This window comes from Rhodopirellula bahusiensis (assembly GCF_002727185.1).
Lineage (GTDB): Bacteria > Planctomycetota > Planctomycetia > Pirellulales > Pirellulaceae > Rhodopirellula > Rhodopirellula bahusiensis.
The window spans coordinates 1-23,127 of record NZ_NIZW01000024.1; the positions used below are offsets into that span (position 1 = coordinate 1).

The window sequence follows — 23,127 nt, forward strand, 5'->3', positions numbered from 1 at the left end:
AAGTGGACCTATCAGGGCACGCTTCTGGCTGCTTGAGGATCTGGTGAAAATGAGGTCATCAAGCGGCACAAAATCGTTCCGGAGGCACTAGAAGGCTCCCCGACAGGCTTGGCCGAATCGAGTTCACAATACAGTTACGGACTGCTCATTCGCTTTTGGTTGCTCTCCACCCTTTCTGTTGAAAACGCAGTTACCATCAGCTACGGGGCGGTAACGAATTCCCCGATCAGGACTTTCACCTGACAATTCAATCGCCTTTGCAGGCGCACTAGCTCGGTGGTCCCCCACCGAGTCGAGCGCAACCTCACTTGCATCCCCGGTGAAGTCCACCGTACGACGGGCTGCTACCCCACACTCCTCCGCGAAGTCCAAAGCAAGCCAAGTTTTCCGCAACCTGCCCGTGGTCCTCGTGATATCCTAAGATCACGTCGCCGGGCGCCTTTTTTGCGCGAACACGGCTGGCCACGCTTTTCTGTCGACGAAGGAATTCACCATGAGCCGGACGATGCAAGATTTCACCGATTTGCTGCTCCAACAGGGCGTCATCAGTCTCGATCAGCTGTCCGAAGCCGAAGAAGTCGCCAAAAACACCGGTGCGGACATCGGCGACGTCTTGATCAAAATGGAATACGCCAGCCCCGAAGAAGTCGGGATGGCCTTGGCGAAGTTCCACAAAATCCCCTTTGTCGACCTTCGAAGCGAGCGGATCAGCGAAACCGTCATCGAATTGGTGCCCGAATCGGTCGCTCGAGAAAACACGGTGCTGCCGTTCAAAGAAGAGGACGGCGCCCTGACAATCCTGATCGCCGACCCATTTGACCTCGAAACGGTCGAAAAGCTGCGGTTCATTCTCAACCGGAAAATCGAAACCGCCCTGGCCCCCAAAGAAGCCATCAACGGGGCGATCAACCAGTATTACGGTCAGGTCGAAGGTGAATCGGCTGACTCGATGCTGCAGGAGTTCACCGACACGGCCATCGACTTCACCGAAACCGAATCGGACGCTGGCGGGGGGGAGGAAACGGTCGACGACAATTCGGCTCCCGTCATCCGGCTGGTCAATCTGATGATCGCCGAAGCCGTCCAGTTGCGGGCCAGCGACATTCACGTCGAACCGTTTGAAGATCGTGTTCGAATCCGTTATCGAATTGACGGCGTTTGCGTCGAGCGGGAAGCAGCCCCCCGGCGGATGCTTTCGGCCATCATCGCCCGGATCAAGATCCTCTCGAAGATCGACATCAGCGAGAAGCGACGCCCCACGGACGGGCGGATCAAAATCACGGTGGGGGACAAGCAGCTCGATTTGCGGGTCAGCATCATCCCCACCAACCACGGCCAGTCCTGCGTGATGCGGCTGCTGGACAAGGACAACATCAAAGTTGGTACCCGCCAACTCGGTTTGTCCGAGCGTGACTTCCGGAACTTCAACTCACTCATTCGCCGTCCCAACGGAATCGTGTTGGTGACCGGACCGACGGGGTCCGGGAAGACCACCACGCTGTACGCTTCGCTCAACGCGTTGAACCGACCCGACCGAAAGATCATCACCGCGGAAGACCCCGTCGAGTACTACTTGCCCGGTATCAACCAAGTCGAAGTGAAACACAACATCGGCCTCGACTTCGCACGCATCATTCGAGCGATGCTGCGGCAGGCACCCAACATCATTCTCGTCGGCGAAATGCGAGATCATGAGACCGCATCGATGGGAATCCAGGCCTCACTGACTGGACACTTGGTTTTCAGTACCCTACACACGAACGATGCGCCCAGTGCCATATCACGGATGGTGGACATTGGTGTACCGTCCTATATGGTGGCAAGCTCCGTCATCGCGGTGCTGGCTCAGCGTTTGGTGCGGACAATTTGTCCCCGTTGCAAGGTTCGATATCAGCCACCGCAGAGCGTTATTGAGGACTCGGAGATCCCGCCGGAGATGCTCGCTCAAGCCGAGTTCTGCAAGGGCAAGGGCTGCACATATTGCGGGCGTTCCGGCTATCGCGGCCGGATCGGTATCTACGAGTTGATGCTGATCAACAACAAGCTTCGCGAATTGATGTTCAAAGGGACGACCACCAAAACCATTCGCGAAGAGGCCATAAAGAACGGTATGTCAACGCTTTACGCCGATGGAATGCTCAAAGTGATTCGCGGAATCACGACCTTCGACGAGGTCTACCGAGTGGCCAAGAAGACCGAGCAGGAAGCGTTGGCACTCAGTCACATCGCGAAGGAACTGTCGTCGCTGTAAAGCACGGCGGTCGCGTGGTCTGGCTGGCTCGTTTGTTCTCGCGATAGCACGAGGATGCTTGGACTCGGTGGCGCTGAGTGGTGTTTGCTTGCCATTCCGCTCCGACGCCGGTGGCGAAGCTTTTCTCGCCGGCGGGTTGGTTTCGATTGCCCTGGATGGGGAGGGTCGGTGCCCATTCCGCGTACACAACGCGAATTTCTTTGCCTTTGACGCTGTTTCACGCATAATGACACCGTCTGGCACGGGAAATCACGTGTTGGGCGACTCATCTGGGACACACTGTCCCGTTGCCGAACGATCTGGCGGGATGCCGGTTGCTCTGGCGTGGTTCGTTCTCGTCTTTTCTCGCGAATCACCTGGGGAGTGGCCGGTCTGAACGCCGGTTGGACTGGCCGTTTGAGTCGCCAGTGAAATCCGACCAGACAGACGGCCCCTAATTCTCCTCTTCACGCCCTCCCACCCATTGTCAGGCGTTTTCCATGGCCACCGTGCTGATCGACAAACTGCTGCAAGCTGCTGTGAAGCAGGGCGTGAGCGATATCCACATTGTCGTGGGTCAGCCACCTGTGTTTCGTTTGCACGGCCGAATGCGGAAGTTGGAAACGAAGACGTTGGAAGGCGAAGACTCCGTCGCGTTGATGAAATCGATCACGCCGGAACGTTGTCAGCGTGAATTGCAGGAGACAGGTTCGACCGACTTTGGGTTCGCGTTTGGCGATCTGGCCCGTTTCCGAGTCTCGGTCTTCAAGCAACGTGGCTTCATCTCGATGGTGCTGCGTCAGATCCCCAATGACAAATTGACACCCGAGCAACTTGGTTTGCCCGAGGCTGTTGTCAAAATGGTTCACCGCCCGCGTGGGTTGTTCCTCGTAACGGGCCCAACGGGTTCGGGGAAATCGACGACGCTGGCATCGCTGATCAACTTGCTCAACGAGACCATTGACCACCACATCATCACGATCGAAGACCCGATCGAGTTTTATCACGAACACAAAGAGTCGACGATCAATCAGCGGGAAGTCGGCGTCGACGTGCCGAGTTTCTCCGAAGCGATTCGTCGTGCATTGCGGCAAGACCCCGACGTGATTCTGGTCGGTGAGCTTCGTGACCTCGAGACGATCGAGGCGGCCATCAGTGCTGCTGAAACGGGTCACGTCGTGTTTGGAACGCTGCACACGAACAGTGCTCAAGGCACCGTCAACCGGATCATCGATGCGTTCCCGGGAAACTTGCAGGACCAAATTCGGACCCAGCTCGCTTCGACGTTGATCGGCGTGGTCGCTCAGACGCTGCTGCCGAAGATCGGTGGTGGTCGATGTGCCGCTTACGAAGTGCTGAACGTCACTCCGGGGATCGCCAACCTGATCCGCGAAAACAAAACGTTCCGGATCAACTCGTCGATGCAGACGGGTGCCAAGTTCGGCATGCAGTTGATGGATGACGCGTTGTTCAACCACTGGAAGGGCGACCGAGTCTCGGTGGAAGACGTGCTTGCAAAAGCCCACCGCCCCGATGACTTGGCCAAACGAATCGTTCAAGCAAGACAAGGTTTGGGGGACGACCCCGTTCCGATTAAAGAAGATTAGAAGTTGAAAAGGGCCACAGGACCACAGCAGCACAGTTTGTTGGGGTCGGTTGGCTCAACCGTTTCTTATTTTGTTTCCTGTGGCCTTGTGGCCCTGCGCCTCTTTCCAGCTCACTATCCATGGCCCCACGTCGCATCGGACAGATCCTCGTTGACCTCGGTTTCCTCACCGATGATCAATTGCAAATTGTGCTGGACGAACAAGAGCAGCAGCCTGGTGCGCTGTTCGGGAAAGTCGCCGAGGACATGCAGTTGGTCACGGACGAGCAGCTCATTCAGGCGCTCGCCGAGCAAATGGGCATGCAAACCGTTTCGCTGGAAGAGGCGAAGCTGGAACCGGAGGTGATGGAGAAGATCAGTGAAACGATGGCCCAGCTCTATCGTTGCGTTCCGATTCAGTTCGAAGGCAACACGCTGACCATCGCGACGTGTGACCCTCAGAACCTGAACATCCAAGATGAGTTGCGGACGTTCCTCGGTTTCGAGATCAAGATCTTGGTCGCGACCGAAGCGGATATCAACAAAACGATCACGAAGTACTACGACAGCGAAGCCGAAAGCGTCGAGAAGCTGGTCGCTGAACTGGCCGAAGACGAAGAGCTCAAAGCCGCCGCAAGTTTGTTGGACAACGAAAAGTTCAACATCACCGATGCGGAAGCCCTCGCCGACTCGGCTCCCGTGCGCAAGCTGCTCAACATGGTGTTGTTGCTGGCGATCAAGGACCACGCTTCGGACATTCACTTCGAGCCGTTTGAAGATGAGTTCCGCATCCGGATCAAATCCGAAGGCGTGCTCTATGAGATGGTCCCGCCGCCGCGTCACCTCGCGTTCGCAATCACGACTCGAATCAAGGTGATGGCCAACCTGGACATCGCCGAGCGTCGGATGCCACAGGATGGTCGGATCGAATTGATGGTCGGTGGTCACCCCGTCGACCTTCGGGTGTCGGTGCTGCCAACGATCTTTGGTGAGTCCACCGTCATGCGGGTGCTCGACCGATCGGTGGTCAACCTTTCGCTCGACAACGTCGGCATGGACGAAGACATGATGTCTCGTTTCCGCTCGGCGATCGACCGGCCCAACGGAATCGTCTTGGTCACCGGCCCGACGGGATCGGGCAAGACGACCACTTTGTATTCGACGTTGTCTGAACTCAATGAGATTTCCGAGAAGCTGATCACCACCGAAGACCCGGTGGAATATGACATCGATGGAATCATTCAGATCCCAATTGACTCCGACGCGGGGGTGACGTTTGCGTCTTGTTTGCGAGCGATTTTGCGGCAGGATCCGGACACGATTCTGGTCGGTGAAATTCGCGATTTGGAAACCGCCGAGATCTCAATTCAGGCGGCGCTTACCGGTCACTTGGTGTTCAGCACTTTGCACACAAACGATTCGCCCAGCACGGTCACTCGGTTGACCGACATGGGGATTCAACCCTTCATGATTTGCGCGACCGTCGAAGCCATCTTGGCTCAGCGACTTGTTCGCCGGATCTGCACTGGTTGCCGCGAGAAGACCCGCGTCAGCAGCGATCTGTTGATGGAACTCGGGATGAGTCGCGAAGAGATCGAAGCGACCGACTACTTCAAAGGCGTTGGTTGCGAGAAATGCAACAACACAGGGTACAAAGGTCGGATCGCATTGTTTGAGTTGATGATTCTCAACGACACGATTCGCGAAATGATCATGCAGAACGCCAGCACGGACGAACTGCGAGACCAAGCTCAAGGCGACGGGATGGTGATCCTCCGAGAGTTCGGAATGAGCCTGGCTCGCGACGGCATCACCACCCTCGACGAAATCGTCCGAGAGACAGTGGTTGATGGTTGATGCAGTGCGAAAGGGCCACAGCGTCACAGGACCACAGTGATTTAGGACGCAGGTAGATCGAAAAGAAGTAATCCGAGAGGCAAAGATTTAGGAGCGAATGGCGAGCACGTTTGAAGATTTGGAAGTTTGGAAACGAGGGTGCCGATTGGCCGTTTCTGTTTACGAACTCTTATCCGATTGCCGTGACTTTGGACTCAAGGATCAGATGCAGCGAAGTGCCGTCAGCGTTCCTTCCAACATTGCAGAAGGTTATGAGCGAACACCCAAAGACTTTATTCGGTTCCTCGTCATCGCCAAAGGCTCCTGTGCCGAACTTCGAACTCAACTCTACATCGCAACTCGAGTCAAATTGATGTCCACGCAGCAGTCCGAATCGCTCATCGATGAAACAAAGCAGATATCGAGAATGTTGCAGGCACTGATCAGCAACCGTCAGCAACAACTCACAAAGCAGTGAGTGCCACCACGAAATTCAAACGCTTTGCGTGAACAACCAATGAATCCAACTCCAAATGAAGAAGCTAGAAGCTAACCGCTAGTAGCTTTACAAAAACCAAGCCTGTGGCCCTGTGATCCTGCGGCCCTTTTCACTTGAAGAAGCAATCCCATGCCGACTTATACCTTTGAAGCGATGGACGCGACCGGACAAGAGATCCGGGACGAAATCGATGCGGCCAACGAGGACGAAGCCCAAACCACCATCCGTCAGATGGGCTACTTCGTCACCAAAATCGCGGTCAAGAAACAAGCGGCCGGTTCCGCCGCGGCCGGGGGTGGCAAGAAACGCCCCTTCGCCATGGGCGGTGCCAAGACCAAGCACATTTGCGCGTTCACACGTCAGTTGTCGATCTTGCAAGACGCCGGTCTACCGATTTTGCGCAGTCTGAAGATTCTGGAAGGCAACCAGAAACCCGGTAAGCTCAAGAACGCCTTGATGGACGTTTGCGACGAGATCGAAGGTGGGTCGACGCTGTCCGAAGCGATGGCGAAGTGCCCCAAGGTCTTCAGCCGTCTGTACGTCAACATGATCAAAGCCGGTGAGGCCGGCGGTGCGTTGGAAACGATCCTCAATCGTTTGGCTGACTTCCTCGAGTCGGCTGAATCGCTCAAGCGAAAGGTCAAAGGGGCGTTGATCTACCCGGTCATCGTGGTCTTGGTCGCGACGTTGATCCTGACGTTCATCATGCTGTTCATCGTGCCGACGTTCGAAAAGATGTTCGACGAGTTCGGTTTGGATCTGCCAGCACCCACGGTGTTGTTGATCGCGATGAGCAATTACATCGCCGGGTATTGGTTCCTGCTGATCTTGATGCCGGTGTGTGCATTGATCCTGGTCAAATTGATGAGGAAGTTCAAACAGGGGCGAATTGGGTTCGACATGTTCATCATCCGCGTGCCCATTTTCGGCACGTTGATCGAAAAGAACATTCTGGCTCGGACAACGCGGACGCTCGGGACATTGATCAGTTCCGGTGTGCCGATTTTGGAAGCCCTCAACATCACGCGAGAGACGGCAGGCAACGCCATGTTCGAGCGAATGTTCACCGGGGTCAGCAACCAAATCCGCGAAGGGGAAGTGATCAGCAAGCCATTGAAGGAATACTCGGTGTTGGGTTTCCACCCGATGACCGCCGTGTTCTGGGCTTTGTTTGGATCGTTCCCCGGCATCATGGTCATGAGCGTGGCGTTAACCGCGAAGGGCGGCAAGCTCGATGACGGCACCATGGTCGAGATGCTGACGTTCATGTCCAGCTACATGATCATCGGTGGTGCCGTGCTGTGTGTCTTGTTTTACCTGACGAAGATCAAAGGCCGCGTGGTGGATGACCTCGTGGTGAACATGGTCGACGTCGGGGAAGAAACCGGCGAGCTCGACACGATGCTTTACAAGGTGGCCGACACCTACGACGAAGAAGTCCGGATCATGACCGACGCACTGACCGCGTTGATGGAGCCATTGATGATCGTGTTCCTCGGGGTCGCGGTCGGTTTCATCGTGATCAGTTTGTTCATGCCGTTGGTCGAGTTGATCTCGGGCTTGAGCTAAGCAGCCAAATTGAAACAGCCCGACCGGCGCGAGAGTGCCGGTCGGCCGACGAGACAAACCTTTTTCAACCTCATCCGCACCGCGTCGGTTTCACTCCATGAGTGGAACGGACAACCGCCAGCACCATTCCCCGTTCCGAGAGTAGCGATGAACGCTCGAACCAACCTCCAGCAGCACGCCCGCGTGGCACCCACCACCCGCTCCGCCTTCACCCTGGTGGAAATGCTGGTTGTGATTGGAATCATCGGCATCTTGTCGGCGATTCTTATCCCGGCCATCACAGGAGCGATCGGCACGGCTCGCGACACTGCGATCCGAATGGAAATCGATGTCATGGATCAAGCTTTGGCGGCCTACAACTTGAAGTACGGTGACTATCCGCCGGACTTCTATCAGTGGAAAGACGTTGAGCGTCACTTTCGGAAAGCGTTTCCAGACATCAACGACACTGAGTTGCGGATCCTCGCCCAGTTCACTCACGTGAATGATTCGTTGGCGCGTTGCGGTGGCAGTGGAGTTGCCGATCCACGTAGCAGTTCAGCGTTTGCTCACTATCCACATGCGATGGACCGAGCAGAGGCATTGGTTTTTTGTCTGGGTGGTTATTCAAGCGACAAGAAACGCCCATTTACTGGACAAGGCGGACCATTGGCGTTGGTTGCCTCGGCCAGCTACCCAGTCACCGCATCGGACACTGATTATCAGTTGTTTCAGTTCAATTCAGATCGCGACAACGCTTTCTTTGATTTTGCGTCAGCTCGAAACAGCGTCCTGGTTGTCGATGGCAGTGGGGCATTCAATCCGCTGGGTCTGGCCGCTCCATATGCCTATTCCGACGATGAGAGCGTGGCAAATGCTTTGGGGTTTGCTCAATTGCCGGATCCCTTTCCCGTCGCGTTTCCTGGCGTGAGTGAGTTGCCGGTCGCCTACTTCTCTGCCGACAACTATCAGTACGCACTTGGTAGTGCCGATCAGGGAGGTTGGGCTTGGCAGCAAGCCGGTTCGAAGCACCTGATGAATGTCTATTCCCCACCGGGTGATTTTCAGGATGTGGGGGCAGCCCAGGTGTTTGTTTCTGCTCAACAAGACACAACGCCTAAGTCTACGCTTGCTGGACTGTCCGTCGTAGCCGCTGGGGCCTACGAGTTTATAGAGCCCAAACGCTTTCAATTGGTCTCAGCGGGAAGGGATAACCATTTCGGTGGGATCTTCGTTCCGCAAGGATCGGATGCGTATGTCAGTGCCCTACCAATGTTCACGACGGGCCAGTTTTACAACCCATTCGGACTCCCGGCTGCAATCAGCGGGACGCCAGCAAACCTGTCGAGTGTGGACAAGTACCAAGACGGCTATGCCTACGAAAAGATGGGTGGGTCTTCGCCGTACACCACTCGGCCAATGCTGGACAATATTACCAATTTCTCGACTTCGACACTCGATTCGGACCTTCCATAGAACCTGTTACCGCATCAGTCATTCGCCACTCGGCAAAGTCTTTTCTTATGTTTTCTAAAACTTCCAATCGCAACGCATTCACCTTGGTTGAGGTGCTGGTGTCATTCGTGATCATCAGTGTCATCAGCGGGATGGTGGCGATCGCTTTGTCCGGAGCCCAGCGACAGGCTCAGGACACACGTGCGAAGGCAATGATCGACCGATTGAATCTTTCGATCTTGCGACTTTACGAAGACGAGTCGCAAAGGCGTGTTGCCATGCCAAGTAATGTTTTGGATGGCGAAGCTGTCAGTCATGCTCAGTTGATTTTTAAACGAGATTGGTTGCGAGCTGTCCTGCCAAACAATAGGGCGGACATGGATGTCGGATCATCTAGAACGGGTGCTCCAGGTGTGGCTCCGATTGCTTATCGAACCAACGCAGCGGAGCCTCCGGTGACCCCGGGGATTGCACCAGAAAATTCGCGAGCCTTGGCGTCTCAAAGATATCGTCAGCGAGTGATGCGAACATTGAATGTTGGGAGTTGGGCCGCGGCATGGACCGCTTGGACTCCCGAGCATGAAAGCGCTGAATGTCTGTATCAAATCTTTGCGTCATCAACGCTCGATGGAGAGCCATTGTTGAAGCAATTGAGGACCCGAGATATCGCAGACACAGATGAAGACGGAATGCCGGAAATTGTCGACTCGTGGGGTGTCCCGCTTCTTTGGATGCGTTGGCCTACTGGTTTCTACCTGAAAAATCGTTGGGTCGTTGATGAGTCAGATTCTGCGTCTTGGCCAACTGTTGGCGAACTTGCTGCGATCATTCGCAATCGCGGAGACGATCCATTGGATTTACTCCGAATGGACCCGCGTTACCGATCGGAGTACGACTACGATTTGGCGTCGACGACAAATGATTTGGTCGATCCGACAACTAATAGCAACAGCATCATGGTTGACAAACTCACCTATGCGGTGCGGCCGATGATCGTATCTGCAGGTAGTGATGGTGAGTTCGATCTAGTGACTTCGGGGCCGGGGACTGGCCGTGAAACGGTTGGGGATGATTTCGTTAGCGATCTGCGTGTGGCGGATGCTCGTGACGGTACTCTGCGCCGGTTCGATCGTGCCGTTTTCTTCCCTGATCCATTTTTTACTTTGGATTTGGTCGGTACGGGGGCGGACGCTCCACGGCCGCTCCTTCAGCGTCTTGGTGCAGTATCTGACGTGAATGGCGACCGAACGGACAACTCGGCCGATAACATCTATCCAGTGCTGGGGTTCTAGTCATGTTCGTTGCAAAGATGAAAAGAACACTACTTCGGTCTGGTTTTACGCTAGTCGAGCTGATGATCGCTCTTGCGATCATAACCTTGCTGACCAGCATCGCACTGCCCACCGTCAAGAATACGCTGCGTGAACAGCAGGTGTCGCGTTCCGCAACGTTGTTCCAGTCGGTAATTGAAGAAGCCCGAGCTCGCTCCATTGCCACGGGCGGTGGCGGTGGGATCATCATTGATCGAATTGGCGGAAGGGGACCACTGGGTCGAAGTCAAGCGATTCGCATGCGTTTTGCGACGACTCCGGCTCCCTATTCCGGTGAAGGTTTGGGAGATCGTGGTTTGATCTCCGTCGGATTCAATCCTGCGGGGGTCACGTTGGATACGTTGACCATGTTGGTGCCTGGTGAAGCATCTCAACTATTGCGATCTGCTCGTGATATCGATGCAAATCCGAATAAACGTACTTTGATCAATCCGGGCGACATTATTCAGCTCGGTGACAACGGGATGCCCGCAGAAATCACCGGGATTGGACTTACCGCAACGAGCGATGTCATGCTTGCATTGCAAAGGATTGAGCCCAACTCGAACTTCCGCCGGTTCCATAATCAACAAGTTCAGTACCGCATCTTGCGTTCGCCAACTCCGGCAATCGCGATGCCCACTGAATTGTCTCAGGGCGCGGCGATTGACCTAACGAGTTCTGGGATCGGGCGTTATGGGAACGAGTTTTCACCGATGGAGATTGAGGGGAACTATATCGACACGACTGCCCTGCCTTTTGTCGTTGCCGCGAATCGATCTCAAGTCGTTGACTATGGCTCCATTTGGATCTTGTTCGGTGCGAGAGGCGAGGTGAGTCGAGTTTTGTCTTCTCAAAGGGTGGGCGGTGCTTTGCAACTGCAGGAACTGCCTGTTTTGGGTGATATACATTTCTTGGTCAGCCGCTCCGGTGAGCTGAAGGTGGAACCGAATGACCAACTTGAGGATACGGACGGCTCACCATTTGCGGATGATGCCGATGATGGGACGACACCACTTCTCAACAACGAAAGCATCTGGGTGACAATCAAGTCACGCAATGGCGAGGTGGTGTCGTCGTCATGGACCAATCCTTTCGTGAATCAGGGCCAAATGATTCCGCCGGGGCCTCCTACTGATAATGTTTATCAGAGTTCGCGGATTCGGTCAGTGATCGGAGCCGCTCGGACGGCAGCGGTCGAAGCTCGTGACTTGGGGTCGAACTGATGAATACTTTGAGCCAAAATCGATCATGGTGCCGCAACCTTATGGCGCAAGATTCTCTGATCCATGGTTTGCGGGGCGGCGTGACTCTGATGGAAACCGTGTTTGCCATGGGGGTCATTCTGACAGGACTTTTGGGCCTTGCTGCACTGATTCCAATTGCATCGGACAATGCTAAATCGGCGATGGAGTTGGATCGCAGCATCAGTGAATCGACTGCTGCCGCCGCAATTGGTGCCGCACAGAAATTTAACGACTTTGATAAGTTGGCGATCTATTACAAACCCGTTTCGACTTCGCCCGGTGCACCTGGTGAAACACTGACCGGGCAGGTTCTGTCCGTTCGCGATGCGATGACTGTCGGAGGTTTTCCTGCCGAGGAAAAGGAAAAACTTAGTTCACCGGGTTATGGGCATCCAGATTCGAAGGCAGGGCTGCAAGGCGGGATTTGCATCGACCCTCTGGGTATGCCCGATCTCCGAACGTTGCTCGCCGGCCCATCCACTCCTGCAAATGGGAACTTTGCGGACAACGTTTTGGCGAATCCGTTTGCAGCAGCTTCGAACACCGATTCAGCTTACGACTTCAGCCGATTCCCATACTACAACGAGCGGTACAAAATTCTGACACCTCCGAATGAGGCGGTGACCGCATCCAATGGGCCAGTCGCATCAGGTCCCGTTCCACCGAACCGGCCACAGATGCCGTTTCCGATGTCGCCTCGGATGTGGAGGGCGACCTTGCGATCAGATATGTTCGCGCAGACGACTCCTGTGTACCGCCACCAGATCATCAGTCGTTCCTATGCAGAGCATGTGTTCCAGGGTTCGGGTGGACTGTCGATGGTTGATGGTAGCAAGCCAGCGGATCCAGCGTCGGTATTGCTGACAAAAACCGTTATGACGAGTGGTGCAACCACGGATTCAGGAACGGCGAACTCCAGTGAGTACACCTGGTTCGCAACGCTTGTTCCGCCGTTCTTGGGTGGCAACAGTTACCGCCAATCAATTGTTGTCGTTCGACAACGCTTGCCCGAAGTACCTCGGCGATTAGATGATCCGCTAGCACTGCAAAAACGCAGCTATGCGATCGATGATTCGGACGACAACCCTCGGGGCGAAAGAATTGCCTGGGTTGGCGGCTGGATTGGTTTCGTCGGTGGCGCTGGTGGTGAAGTGGAGTTGTATGGCTCAGCTGCAGTTGACTCCGAGGTCCGCACCGGGGAATGGGTCATGCTTTCACGCCAGCCACACCAAGTCGGTGGCGGACCGTTGACCCTTGGCATGGCCGCACAGGGGCCGGCTGTGCATCGATGGTATCGAGTGTTACGAGTCGATGAGCCGCAGTACGGTTTCATCAACGCAGGTGGTTTCGGTGCTGGCTGGAATGATTCAGACGGCAACACAAACCCAGAAGTTTGGCGTCGTACTGTGACGTTGGCTGGTCCCGACTGGACCTTCCAAGACGAAGCAAGCGGCAATGTTACCCACGTCGACGATACCTACTGCACGATTGTCAGTGGGGCTGTGTCGGTGGTCGAATCAGAGGTGGTAATCGAATGAGTCGCGAAACCCCTCTCCTCTCTCTCTTCTCTATTCGTAATGACCTGCCTCCAAACGCAGGGAGTACAAACATGACTCAAAGAAACAAACAACGGCCTCCGGTTCGCGACTCGCAAGATCAGCGATCGGGGATTGTGTTGCTGGTCGTCCTTGGGATGCTGACCCTGTTCAGCGTTCTCGGTGTCAGCTACCTCGTTTTTACTTCACGCCAGCGCAGTGCGGCTTACAGCATTCAGCGTGCGGAAGCTGCTGATTTGGACGGTGCGAAGTTTGTCGATGACGCTTTGAAAAAGATCCTGGTTGGTGCGACTGGTCCTGAATCATCTCTCTGGGGCCACGATTTGCTAGGCGACCTTTATGGGATGCGAGATGCCATCGAAGCCAGCGTTGCACCAGTCGCTGCATATCCTACCTCTGCGACGAGTCGCGACGATATCGCACCAGATGTGTTGCTTGGTGGTCAGTTCATTCGTTTCCCGACGATGCTGTATCTTGAATCCCCCTTTCAGGCAGGTGGGTCAGGCGTTTTTCCGCTAAGTGTTGCTGGGATCAACGACTACTTGTCGGATTATCCGCACCGTCGAAACGACAATGAGCCGACAAGACGCTACCCAGGGTATGGAGGGGATGTCTCTCAGTTGCCCTTGAATCCCAACAGCTACGCGACGCCAAACTTCCCACACGATGACGAGTTAAATGGTCGGCTTCTGACTTTCTTGGGTGGGCCGCTTGAAGGTCTCACATTTTCGGTTGCAAGGTATTTCGGTGATCACCGGGGCGCTCCCTACGGACGCGATCAGTTGTCAGGTCAGCTCGTGATCGATATTCGCGATCATCAGAATTCGCCTATCACGGTGGGTGATGTGACGCAGTCAATGAGCGAGTGGCTGGCAGATCCGGCATTTCGGATTGATCGATTTTTCTATGACTATGACGCGAGTGCGACTGCCTTGCCCAATGGGGCATTGCCTTATGCTCGCTTTTATATGAACGGACGGATTCTGAATGGGCCCGGACTCGGTTGGGATCGCCCCCGTCGTCAGTTCAATCCGACGGGCGGCTTCAATCAACTGATGGGCATGGACCGTCTTCGTACGGTTGGGACAAACAACCCGGTTCGGCCCTTTAATTTGAACGAAGTCGTCTCGACCGATTTGAACATCACTCGGGTTGAAAAAGGAACTGCGTCCAGCATGGAAGCCGTCCCAGTGACAGGCATTCCGTATGAAGTTCCTGATGGGCCATTCGACCCGAACTCACAGGTCAATTGGCCGGGCATGGGACTGCAGCAGCTGCCACTTCGTCGTGGCTCGGATGTGCCCGTTGCCTTGCAAGGTCACTATGCGATCCATCGTTTGGCACGAGATGAGTTTTCCACCACGCCGTTGGAATCGTTTCTTCAAGATCTGCCGCCCGGCGACACGGACGAGCCGTACGATGCACCCGACTTTAACAATCTGTGGCTCAGCTACATGCCCACAGATCCGATTTTGGGTGAAGCAGCACCATCATTCGTGCGTCCTGCATTGTTGAATTGGATCATCAATAATCAGGATGGAACCATGGATACGCTTCGCTTGCAGCGAATGTTGATTGCGATGCAACGGTCAACTCTGCGGCCACTGCCAATCGAAAATGATCCAATGGTTCCTGCTGCTGTTGCCGATCGTGGTGACGGGGTGAAGCGTCTTGACTACTCGACGTTCACCGGCAGTAACAACACGCCCGGTCTCAATCAAGCTGTTGATTTTACAAATCCCTCGCTTGCCGAAGTTCTTGCTATTGCCCGTGCTTTGGCCGGACGCGACGACGACGGCGATGGTGTCATTGATTCATGGGACGTCGACAACAACGGCGATGGCATCGTCGATGGCGTTTGGATTGATGCTGGTCTTCCTCTCACCCAGAGTCGTGATGGGCAATTGATCAAGCCTTTGGTCAGTTACTTGATCGAGGATCTTGGTGGCCGGGTCAACATCAACTTGGCCGGGAATATTGCTCAAGCAAGAAATGCGATCACCAACGATTTGGCGGGCGCTGTTCAACATGCTTCTCCAATCGCGCAGCCTACCAGCAATGCTGCTACATCACCTGCCCGAGTTTACACACAGGTGCCAGCACCACCTAATCGTGGGTACCTATTGGAAACGGGGCTTCCTGCTGGTTGGGGTTACGGCCCGGCGGAGATTGACATTCGGGCGTTGTTCACTGCACTCGGTACAAGTTCAATCTCAGTGACAGAGAGGGCACCTTTGGCAAGCTACAACGCTGATAACCTGATGCGTGGGCCGCAACGCTTGATAGGTGAGCGTCTTGGGGTCTTCTCAAGTGTTGTTGGTCGTGCTCGTGCTTATGCCGATATGGGCGATACTGGTTATGGGCGTGTGGTCGCAGTTCCCGGGTATCTGGCTGATCCAGTGACAACCAATGGCAATGATCTGTTGGGGGCGCTGCGGAACCCCAATCGCCCGAACCTTCATCAATTGATCAACCGCCAAGGTCTGCCGGTTGATGCCTATGGGCGAGGTGCAATCGGTCTCGGTGTCAATGGTGAGTTAGTTGTAGGCGGCACATCTTCGATCGTATCGAACGGTGGGGCTGCGGCCGGAGACTCCTTCGACGACCCCTATGAGATGGATCTCACTGCTTCGAGCGAGCCAGACAAACCTTACACTTTTGCTGATATGGAGCCGTTGCTTCGATTTGACTCGTTTGACCGAGATATGTTGTCTGATCGAATCATTGAGTTGATTGAGGATTATCACAACAACGCTGATATCGATGGAAACGGAACGGTTGCTCCAGCGGAATATGAATCGCTACAAGGCTTGCGAAAAGCGTTGGCAGATTCGATGACCACTCACTCCGTCAGTGCCGCGACGGTCAAGGGGAGTTTGCCGCCAGAGTTCTTTGAGAACACCACGATGGCCACCTCGGCGTCCAGTCCTCAGCAATTGCTGCAGCTCGCTGTTTTTCCGAACACTGCTCCGATTGACCAAGCTCGGAATGCGGTCATGTGGGAACTAATGCCAGAGGAGCTTCGTTCAGGGCGGAAGTTTAATTTGAACCGGCCGTTTGGGAATGGTTTTGATGACGATGGCGATGGCGTTGTCGACGATGATCAAAACGGTCGCATCCTCAACGGGGGAATTTCAACGGCAGAACTTATCGAGACTCACTATCTGGGTGACGGTGGTGCTACCAGTCCAGTTTCATCGACTCGTGGAGTCAATGCGCCCGGAGAACTGCTGAACCCCCAAATCACAGATCACGCTGGTTTCAGCCCTAGGAATGTGACTGCACGGGCCCAGTTCGCTCGTCATTTATATGTCCTTGCGATGATGCTCATTCGGGATGCGAATCGCGGAGTCGATTTCGACTTCCCGCATTCCTACCCCGATCTATCAACATTCGATTCGCCGAACTTCTTCCCAATGTTGCCGATGGATGACACGAGTACACCTGGGATCGATGAAAGATTGCTGGCCCGCCAGGAACGTTTCAATCAAGAGTATCGAGCGATGAAAATTGCTCAGTGGGCGGCAAACGTTGCGGACTTCCGTGATGCAGATGCTGTGATGACACGTTTCGACTACGACCCCAATCCTTTTGACGGATGGGACGTGAATGTCATGGACAGCACAACCTACCGGACTGTATGGGGGCTCGAGCGACCTGAGTTGTCCTTGGAAGAGTCGCTCGCGTTTCATGACCGTCGGGTTCGAGACACAAACCTCGACAACGGTGGTGCTGATCTGTCGTTGCAGGGAGCAGATGGAAGTGCGACTCGAGGCGATGCTGATTTGGATCAATGGCGGATCCCACAAGGCTCGCTCTTCCTGGAACTACGGAATACGCGAAGTCCGCAATTGCCAATCGCACCCGGAAGTGAGATCGACCCGGTTGCGAACGCTTCAGCGTATCCTCCGGAGCTCTACAGTCATCTTGGTACACAACAACCATGGGATCCGTGGGCGTTGGATCTGAATCGAAAAGCACCTGGAAACGATGTTCCTGTTTGGCGAGTGGCGATCAGCGAAGTTCATTCGGCGGATTCCGATGTTCAGACTTCCACGTCAGCAGTACGTCCGCGTGCACCAAGTGGCACCAATCCGTCGACTACGCCCTACTACGAGGGTTCGGCGGATCTGTTGCTTCAGCCCATCGGCAGTGGTGCCGTCACTGCAGCGTCAAACGCTGGTGTTGCAATGGATCGTGATACGGCGACGCTCAATCCGGCGCAGCCTCGATTCTTTGATCCGGTGCCGGCAAGTCAGTCTGCGACAGCGATTGATCGGGTTATCTTCTTTGCAAACAATGTTGATTCGTCTGCGATGGCGACCACATTGGCCGATATCACCGATGCGGGTCAGGTCTACTACAACCGATATGCTAACGGTGACTACGATGACGGCGGTGTCTATCTCGCCGGCGGCCAGCATGCGGTTATCGGTCCACGTCCGCGGACGTTCATTGGAGCGAAAAAGAATCACGCTGGAACCCCTACGCACGACCCCGCGACTGATGGTCCTGCGGTAGATCTAATCGACTATGAGTCGCCGCAGCGAATTGAGCTGTCTCCTCATCAGGTCGTGCACCATGAAATGGATGACACTCTGACGACTCCGATCTATGACGATCCGAATGCTCCTCAGGAGGATGCATCAATCCGTCAGGTCATCGGGATCCAGGCAGCTGCTGATGTTCCTGCCTCTTGGACAACCATAACGACACCGGTTGGCGTCAACGTGTCCGAACCGCTGCCCTATGAAACACCTCCAGTCGGCCGACAGTACTATCTTGAGCCTACCGAATCGCTCAATCCAAACCGGAACTTCCCGGTTGATTCTTATCGCAACTTCGATAGTGGAACGGGACAATTTCCGGACCGACCATTCGACGATCGTCCTGACATGTCAGAGTTGTATCGAGCGTTCGGAGCAACGGGTCAGATGACCGGTACGCGTGAGCACTTTAAAACTGCTTACTTGCAGCGGTTGGCCGACCCGACGCAGCCTTATCACGCTGACATGAATCCATTCATCACTGTTGACTACATCACCATTGATTTGACTGTTTTCAACGGAAGCGATGAGAATGAAATCTCGTTGGAGGACACCGGGATGAATCTCGTTTGGAAGGACCCGTTCGATGAAGACCCATTCACGAATGATCCACAGGAGAATTTCGCGAGTCGCTACAAGACTGGTAAAACCGTCATTGAAGATCCCGCTTCGGCCACCTTTGATAACTTGCTGCACAGCATCAATACTTTTCCACCGGAGGTGACAACCGTCACACCCCAGGACGAGACCGTTGCTGGGTCGGTGTTCTTCGCTGCGAACTTGAATCGCGACACGGCGACTTTGTACAACGAAGACCCAAGTGACCGAGCGACGCACTCATCCACATTGGGGTACCTGAATCATTCGTACGGACCACGTTGGCGCCAGGGGCCGATTGCGCCGGGCACCGTTTATAACTCAGCCCAGTCGACGTTCTCACCGTTCGTCGGACAGCCGTACAACGGTTTCCCCGCAAGCGTGCTTTGGCTCAATCGACCGTTCGTTTCGGCCGAGGAGTTGATGTGGGTTCCCATTAGCTCGCCGGGAAGGTTGGGCATGGAGTTTGGATCGGCGGTAGGTGCCGTGACGACGGACCAATACCGGTCTCTCTACAACACCGAGCCAATCAGTGGCGCGAACCCCGCGGCACCACCAGTTCCAACTGCTGTTCCAACTCCGTTGGTGGCAACACAGCAATCGCGTTACGACTTCAATCAACGGTTCACGCACCTGTGGAACTTCTTCTCGTCGTCATCGAACGTTTTTGCGTACGAGCCTGCGACCTACGAGACAGCAGGAGGAACAACCAAGCCGGACTACCCTTGGTTGCCGAACGACCCCAATTCCTCTCCGTGGACACCAACCCACGAGCACGCGCAGCATGGCTTTGTAGGTATGCCGAGCAGCATGCCTGCGATGACTGCACCCTATCCTGAGATTCCAGAAAAGTGGCCTTCGCCGAACTTCTGGAGACTGTTGGAGTGGGTCGAGGTTCCACCACCGTTTGATTTCGATGCCGATTTCATTTCACCAGAAGACAATGTCCAGGTTGCTGGCGAGCAGTCGTTGTTTTCACCGAGGATGGATTACCGAACCTTCGGTACTATCAACGGCACGGATGTGGTAAACGCCGATCCGCGAAGCTGGGATGCTGTTGTTCCAACCACTACATTTGGTTGGAATCGCGCGGCAGGTGCCTGGCAGAACAATCCCGGGACGAATGGTCAGTACGATGGTTTTTGGACGAACGATGTTCTTTTAGAAGGGTTTCGGCCGCCATTTGGTTTCAAGAGCAAGTTGTATCGAAATGGTTTGGTCAACTTAAATACCATCAAGAGCGTCAATGTCTACAAGTCGCTGATGGCTGGCTTCTCAACTCCGGGTGAATTGGATCCGACTCTGAACAACAATCTGCCGCTTGGCATGGGGGCGTTCTGGGCCGAGTTCTTGAGGAACCGAAGAGGGTATACGCCGGATAGTGCAACTGCAGCTCGGGCGAACAACTGGTTTGTTCCGGGAACACAGCCGCTGCAAACGTTCGATCACGACGACAATCCTGGGACCGCCCCAATTCCCTCGTTTGACAAGAATATTCCAACCCAATTTGCCGGCGTCTTTCGTTCGGCGATGTACGGGAATATCGCACCGCTGGAGAGCATGCGAACCCGTACGATTGATCCTACGGAGCATTCCGGTCAGGTTCATGATTCGGTTGGTCCGCCCTACACACCTATCGTGCGTGAGGAAAAACAGCCTTCTGATAGCGGTTTGATGCGTCGCGATTTCGTTCGAGACGGGGCGGCGCAGGAAGGAAAGCCGATCTTCCAACGGCAATCGACGGATCCTGCAGTGACCGCACCTCAGAACCATGAGCGGAGTGTTGTTCACCAGCAGCTTGGTATGACTCGACTTTCGAATATGGCGACGGATCAGTCCAACGTTTTCGCTGTGTGGGTCACTGTTGGTTACTTCGAAGTTGATGGTGCCACACTCGCGGTGGGGCCAGAAGTCGGACAAACGATGGGCGATGTTACTCGTCCGAAGGGTTTCTTCGTGATCGATCGTAGCAAGCCTGTGATGTATCGACCGGGTGAAGTGAACAACGCGTTGGAAACCATTCAACTGTCACGGATTTTGGAATAGGGACGTAAACATGAATTGCCATATAAAGAAGTTGCCGGCAAGGTTTGCGTTTACCTTGGTCGAGTTGATGATCGCGATGACCGTGACATTGTTGTTGATGGCGGCGTTGGGCAAGGCCTTCGCGGTCATTGGACGTTCAATGAAGGAAGGACGTAGTCAGGTTTCATTGAGCAGCAAGCTGCGTGGTATTAGCTTCCGCATTCGGAACGATTTGCATTCACGTACGGTTGATGCGACGCCGCCGATTTCTCCCGTTGGTGGTCAGGGGTATTTCACATACTACGAAGGGCCGCTGACCGAGCACACCTACGCCTTGTTCGGTGCAGAGCCAACGCAGGAGACGAGCGGAGGCGATTTTGATACACCTTCGTCGGGCGGATTCAACGCACCCGAAAACGGCCCCACCTACAGACGTTTATCGCGATTTGGGGATTTCGATGACTACATTGCATTCACAGCCGAAGCGGAAGGCGACGATTGGTTTACCGGAAAGGTACCGGCCTATCTGGTTGACGATACCGCCGCTGATCCGATGGAACCTCGAATCATTCGGTCGAAGCGAGCGGAAATCATCATGTGGGCGTCGCCAGTTTGGGACGTCGACAAAAGCTTGAATCAACTGCGAGTTGCAACCACTCCCGCTGCCTCAACCGATCCAGTTTGGCTGCCTAGTCCAAGCAAGATGCCTTTGTTTCAAGATAGCGACCGAGATTTTGCACCTGATCGAATAGTCCTGCGACAGCGGATTCTGTTGGTTCGACCTGATCTGAACCTTAAAGCTCGTCTTGAGTATCCGTTTGGCACAGGGCCTGCCGCGGTTCGTGATGGTGGTCCGCCGAATGGTCGATCGGGAGACGGATTCGAAACAACTTTCTTGCGACCGATGGGTGGAAATGCGAATGACCCGGGAGCCGTGCCTGTTGGACTCGAAGAAATCTATCCAATCGGTCAGGTGACGTTCCCCAATTATGTTGCTCCCGGTAGTTCGGCTGATTCGGCGCTAGTTCGTCAAAGCAATTGGTTGGTGGGGATGGCGCCTATGCACCATTACTTCGATATTTCACTACGTCGGGTAATTCATCCTGATACAGGCGAACCGACCAATTTTGTTGCGGCTAACTCGCTGAGTGATCTCGTTTATCCGCATAATCGTTTTGGGCATGTGCGCTATCCAGGTCGCTATTTCGGACGTGGTGATTCAACAGGTGCATTTCAAGACCGAGTCGATTATGCGACATCGATGCCGCTGCTCGCTGTCGGCGGGAATGATGCGCTCACCACGTGGCAGGGAGCGGGCGATACTCGGCTCGATCCTCCGAATGCGACTGCTCCAGGTTGGTTTCCCGCTGCTCACCCCAGTTCGCGAACGTTCAATGCTGTGAGCGGCGAGCAGTTTGGGTTGTTCAATGGTTGGCTGCTTCCTGAATTCGAACTGGGTGATCCCAATCCTCGTCCGAATCCGGCCGTTCCTGTATCACACTGGCACCGCGAATATGTTTCGACGGACGATCCACGCTGGGATCGCACCGGAGAAGACGTGATTGCGTCCAATATTCTTTCGTTCGACCTTCGAGGTTTTGATCAGAGTGCACCCATTTTTGCAACATCGGGGATGGACGAAGCTCCGGGTGTGGCTGGGTTCGATGATGATTTATCCGGAACAGCAGACGACACGAGCACGTTGGGTCTGCAGTTCTTGAGCGAACTCGGCACGATTGGAAGCGATGATGAGGTGATGTCGGTGAATGATATTGGCATTTCAGCATTGCTGAGTCTGAATAATGATACCGGATTTGATATTCTTGATCTTCGAGACAACGCACCGTCGAACACTTACAGCAAGGATCCCGGCCACTACGCGGCGCTCGTGGGGCAGGGTGGATTTGTCGATCTGTGTTATCCCTATCTAAACGGAACGCCGCTTCAGAGTTTGATGGCAAATTCGGGGCAAGTATCCACTCCTCCACTAACGCTCGTCGCTGACGCAGAGGTGACTCGGAACTACACGACATTCTTAAATTCAAGCTATTCTGCCTTTCCGATTCCACCCAATGGATTGGATAGCTTGAAGTACAGTGGAAAGCTGTTGCACCGCGGTACTGCAGGCAACATCGTCTATTTTCAACCTACCTATGACACATGGACTGATGGCTACGAGTCGGATGGTTTCGATCAGACTCAGCGTTCAGATTCGTCTCTGTCGGGCGGAACAGCTAGCGGTACAACTTGGCTGTTGAACAACACTTCCGGCCTCACGAAGACGCCTCGGATTAGTACGAGTGGATGGCAGATCGATTCCGGTCGATTCGATGGTAGTTTTCAAGAATGCCCGCCGCCTTTCCTGGATGATCTGCAGGCCATCAGCATTACCGTTCGACTAGAGGATCCTCCGACCGGTGAGATAACTCAGTTCACTATCGTTGAGAGTTTGCAGTGATTTTGCTGTCGATTTCGGTTCGGGTTTATGATCCGACGGCGGGGCAGCTTCGGCAGCAGACGATCGTTGAGTACTTTCAGTGAGAGGCTGACTGCGGAAGGCAGCTCGGTGAATTGCAAATTGCAATGTGGTCATTGCGAATTTGGAATTGGGTGAGGTGCGAGACCGAAAGGCTCTTTTGTTTCGAGGCTTTGGGTCTGGGCTCGCTTGTTTGGGTGGACTGCTTAGTGAGTC

General features: G+C 54.5%; 11 protein-coding genes. All 11 read left to right on the forward strand.

Features of this window, described 5'->3' with window-relative positions; genetic code table 11:
- The first annotated feature begins 493 nt into the window (after window positions 1-493).
- The 11 genes from CEE69_RS24620 (at window position 494) to CEE69_RS24675 (ending at window position 22,893) form a co-directional block, all read left to right on the forward strand.
- Window positions 494-2,251, forward strand: coding sequence for a GspE/PulE family protein (locus CEE69_RS24620; RefSeq protein WP_099263266.1), 1,758 nt, complete (start codon window positions 494-496; stop codon window positions 2,249-2,251).
- Window positions 2,252-2,730: 479 nt separating this feature from the next.
- On the forward strand, window positions 2,731-3,837 hold the full coding sequence (locus CEE69_RS24630) for a type IV pilus twitching motility protein PilT (protein WP_099263268.1): 1,107 nt from the start codon (window positions 2,731-2,733) through the stop codon (window positions 3,835-3,837).
- A 119-nt stretch (window positions 3,838-3,956) separates the two neighbouring features.
- On the forward strand, window positions 3,957-5,672 hold the full coding sequence (locus CEE69_RS24635; protein ID WP_099263269.1) for a GspE/PulE family protein: 1,716 nt from the start codon (window positions 3,957-3,959) through the stop codon (window positions 5,670-5,672).
- A gap of 97 nt (window positions 5,673-5,769) precedes the next feature.
- The gene (locus CEE69_RS24640) at window positions 5,770-6,129 is read left to right on the forward strand and encodes a four helix bundle protein (RefSeq protein WP_008656673.1); all 360 of its coding nucleotides are present in this window, start codon (window positions 5,770-5,772) and stop codon (window positions 6,127-6,129) included.
- A 150-nt stretch (window positions 6,130-6,279) separates the two neighbouring features.
- Window positions 6,280-7,719, forward strand: coding sequence for a type II secretion system F family protein (locus tag CEE69_RS24645; protein WP_099263270.1), 1,440 nt, complete (start codon window positions 6,280-6,282; stop codon window positions 7,717-7,719).
- Between the two features lie 147 nt (window positions 7,720-7,866).
- The gene (locus tag CEE69_RS24650) at window positions 7,867-9,174 is read left to right on the forward strand and encodes a type II secretion system protein (protein ID WP_099263271.1); all 1,308 of its coding nucleotides are present in this window, start codon (window positions 7,867-7,869) and stop codon (window positions 9,172-9,174) included.
- A gap of 47 nt (window positions 9,175-9,221) precedes the next feature.
- Window positions 9,222-10,445, forward strand: a complete 1,224-nt coding sequence (locus CEE69_RS24655) for a type II secretion system protein (RefSeq protein WP_099263272.1) — start codon at window positions 9,222-9,224, stop codon at window positions 10,443-10,445.
- A gap of 17 nt (window positions 10,446-10,462) precedes the next feature.
- Window positions 10,463-11,689 carry a pilus assembly FimT family protein gene (locus CEE69_RS24660; RefSeq protein ID WP_233215605.1) on the forward strand — a complete coding sequence of 409 codons (1,227 nt, stop codon included), beginning with the start codon at window positions 10,463-10,465 and terminating at the stop codon, window positions 11,687-11,689.
- 41 nt (window positions 11,690-11,730) lie between these two features.
- Entirely contained in the window at window positions 11,731-13,248 is a 1,518-nt protein-coding gene (locus CEE69_RS24665) for a hypothetical protein (RefSeq protein WP_233215606.1), read from the forward strand.
- A 71-nt stretch (window positions 13,249-13,319) separates the two neighbouring features.
- Window positions 13,320-20,456: a hypothetical protein gene (locus CEE69_RS24670; protein ID WP_099263275.1), complete on the forward strand. Its 7,137-nt coding sequence runs from the start codon at window positions 13,320-13,322 to the stop codon at window positions 20,454-20,456.
- 10 nt (window positions 20,457-20,466) lie between these two features.
- Window positions 20,467-22,893: a PilW family protein gene (locus CEE69_RS24675; protein WP_099263276.1), complete on the forward strand. Its 2,427-nt coding sequence runs from the start codon at window positions 20,467-20,469 to the stop codon at window positions 22,891-22,893.
- The last annotated feature ends 234 nt before the right edge of the window (window positions 22,894-23,127 follow it).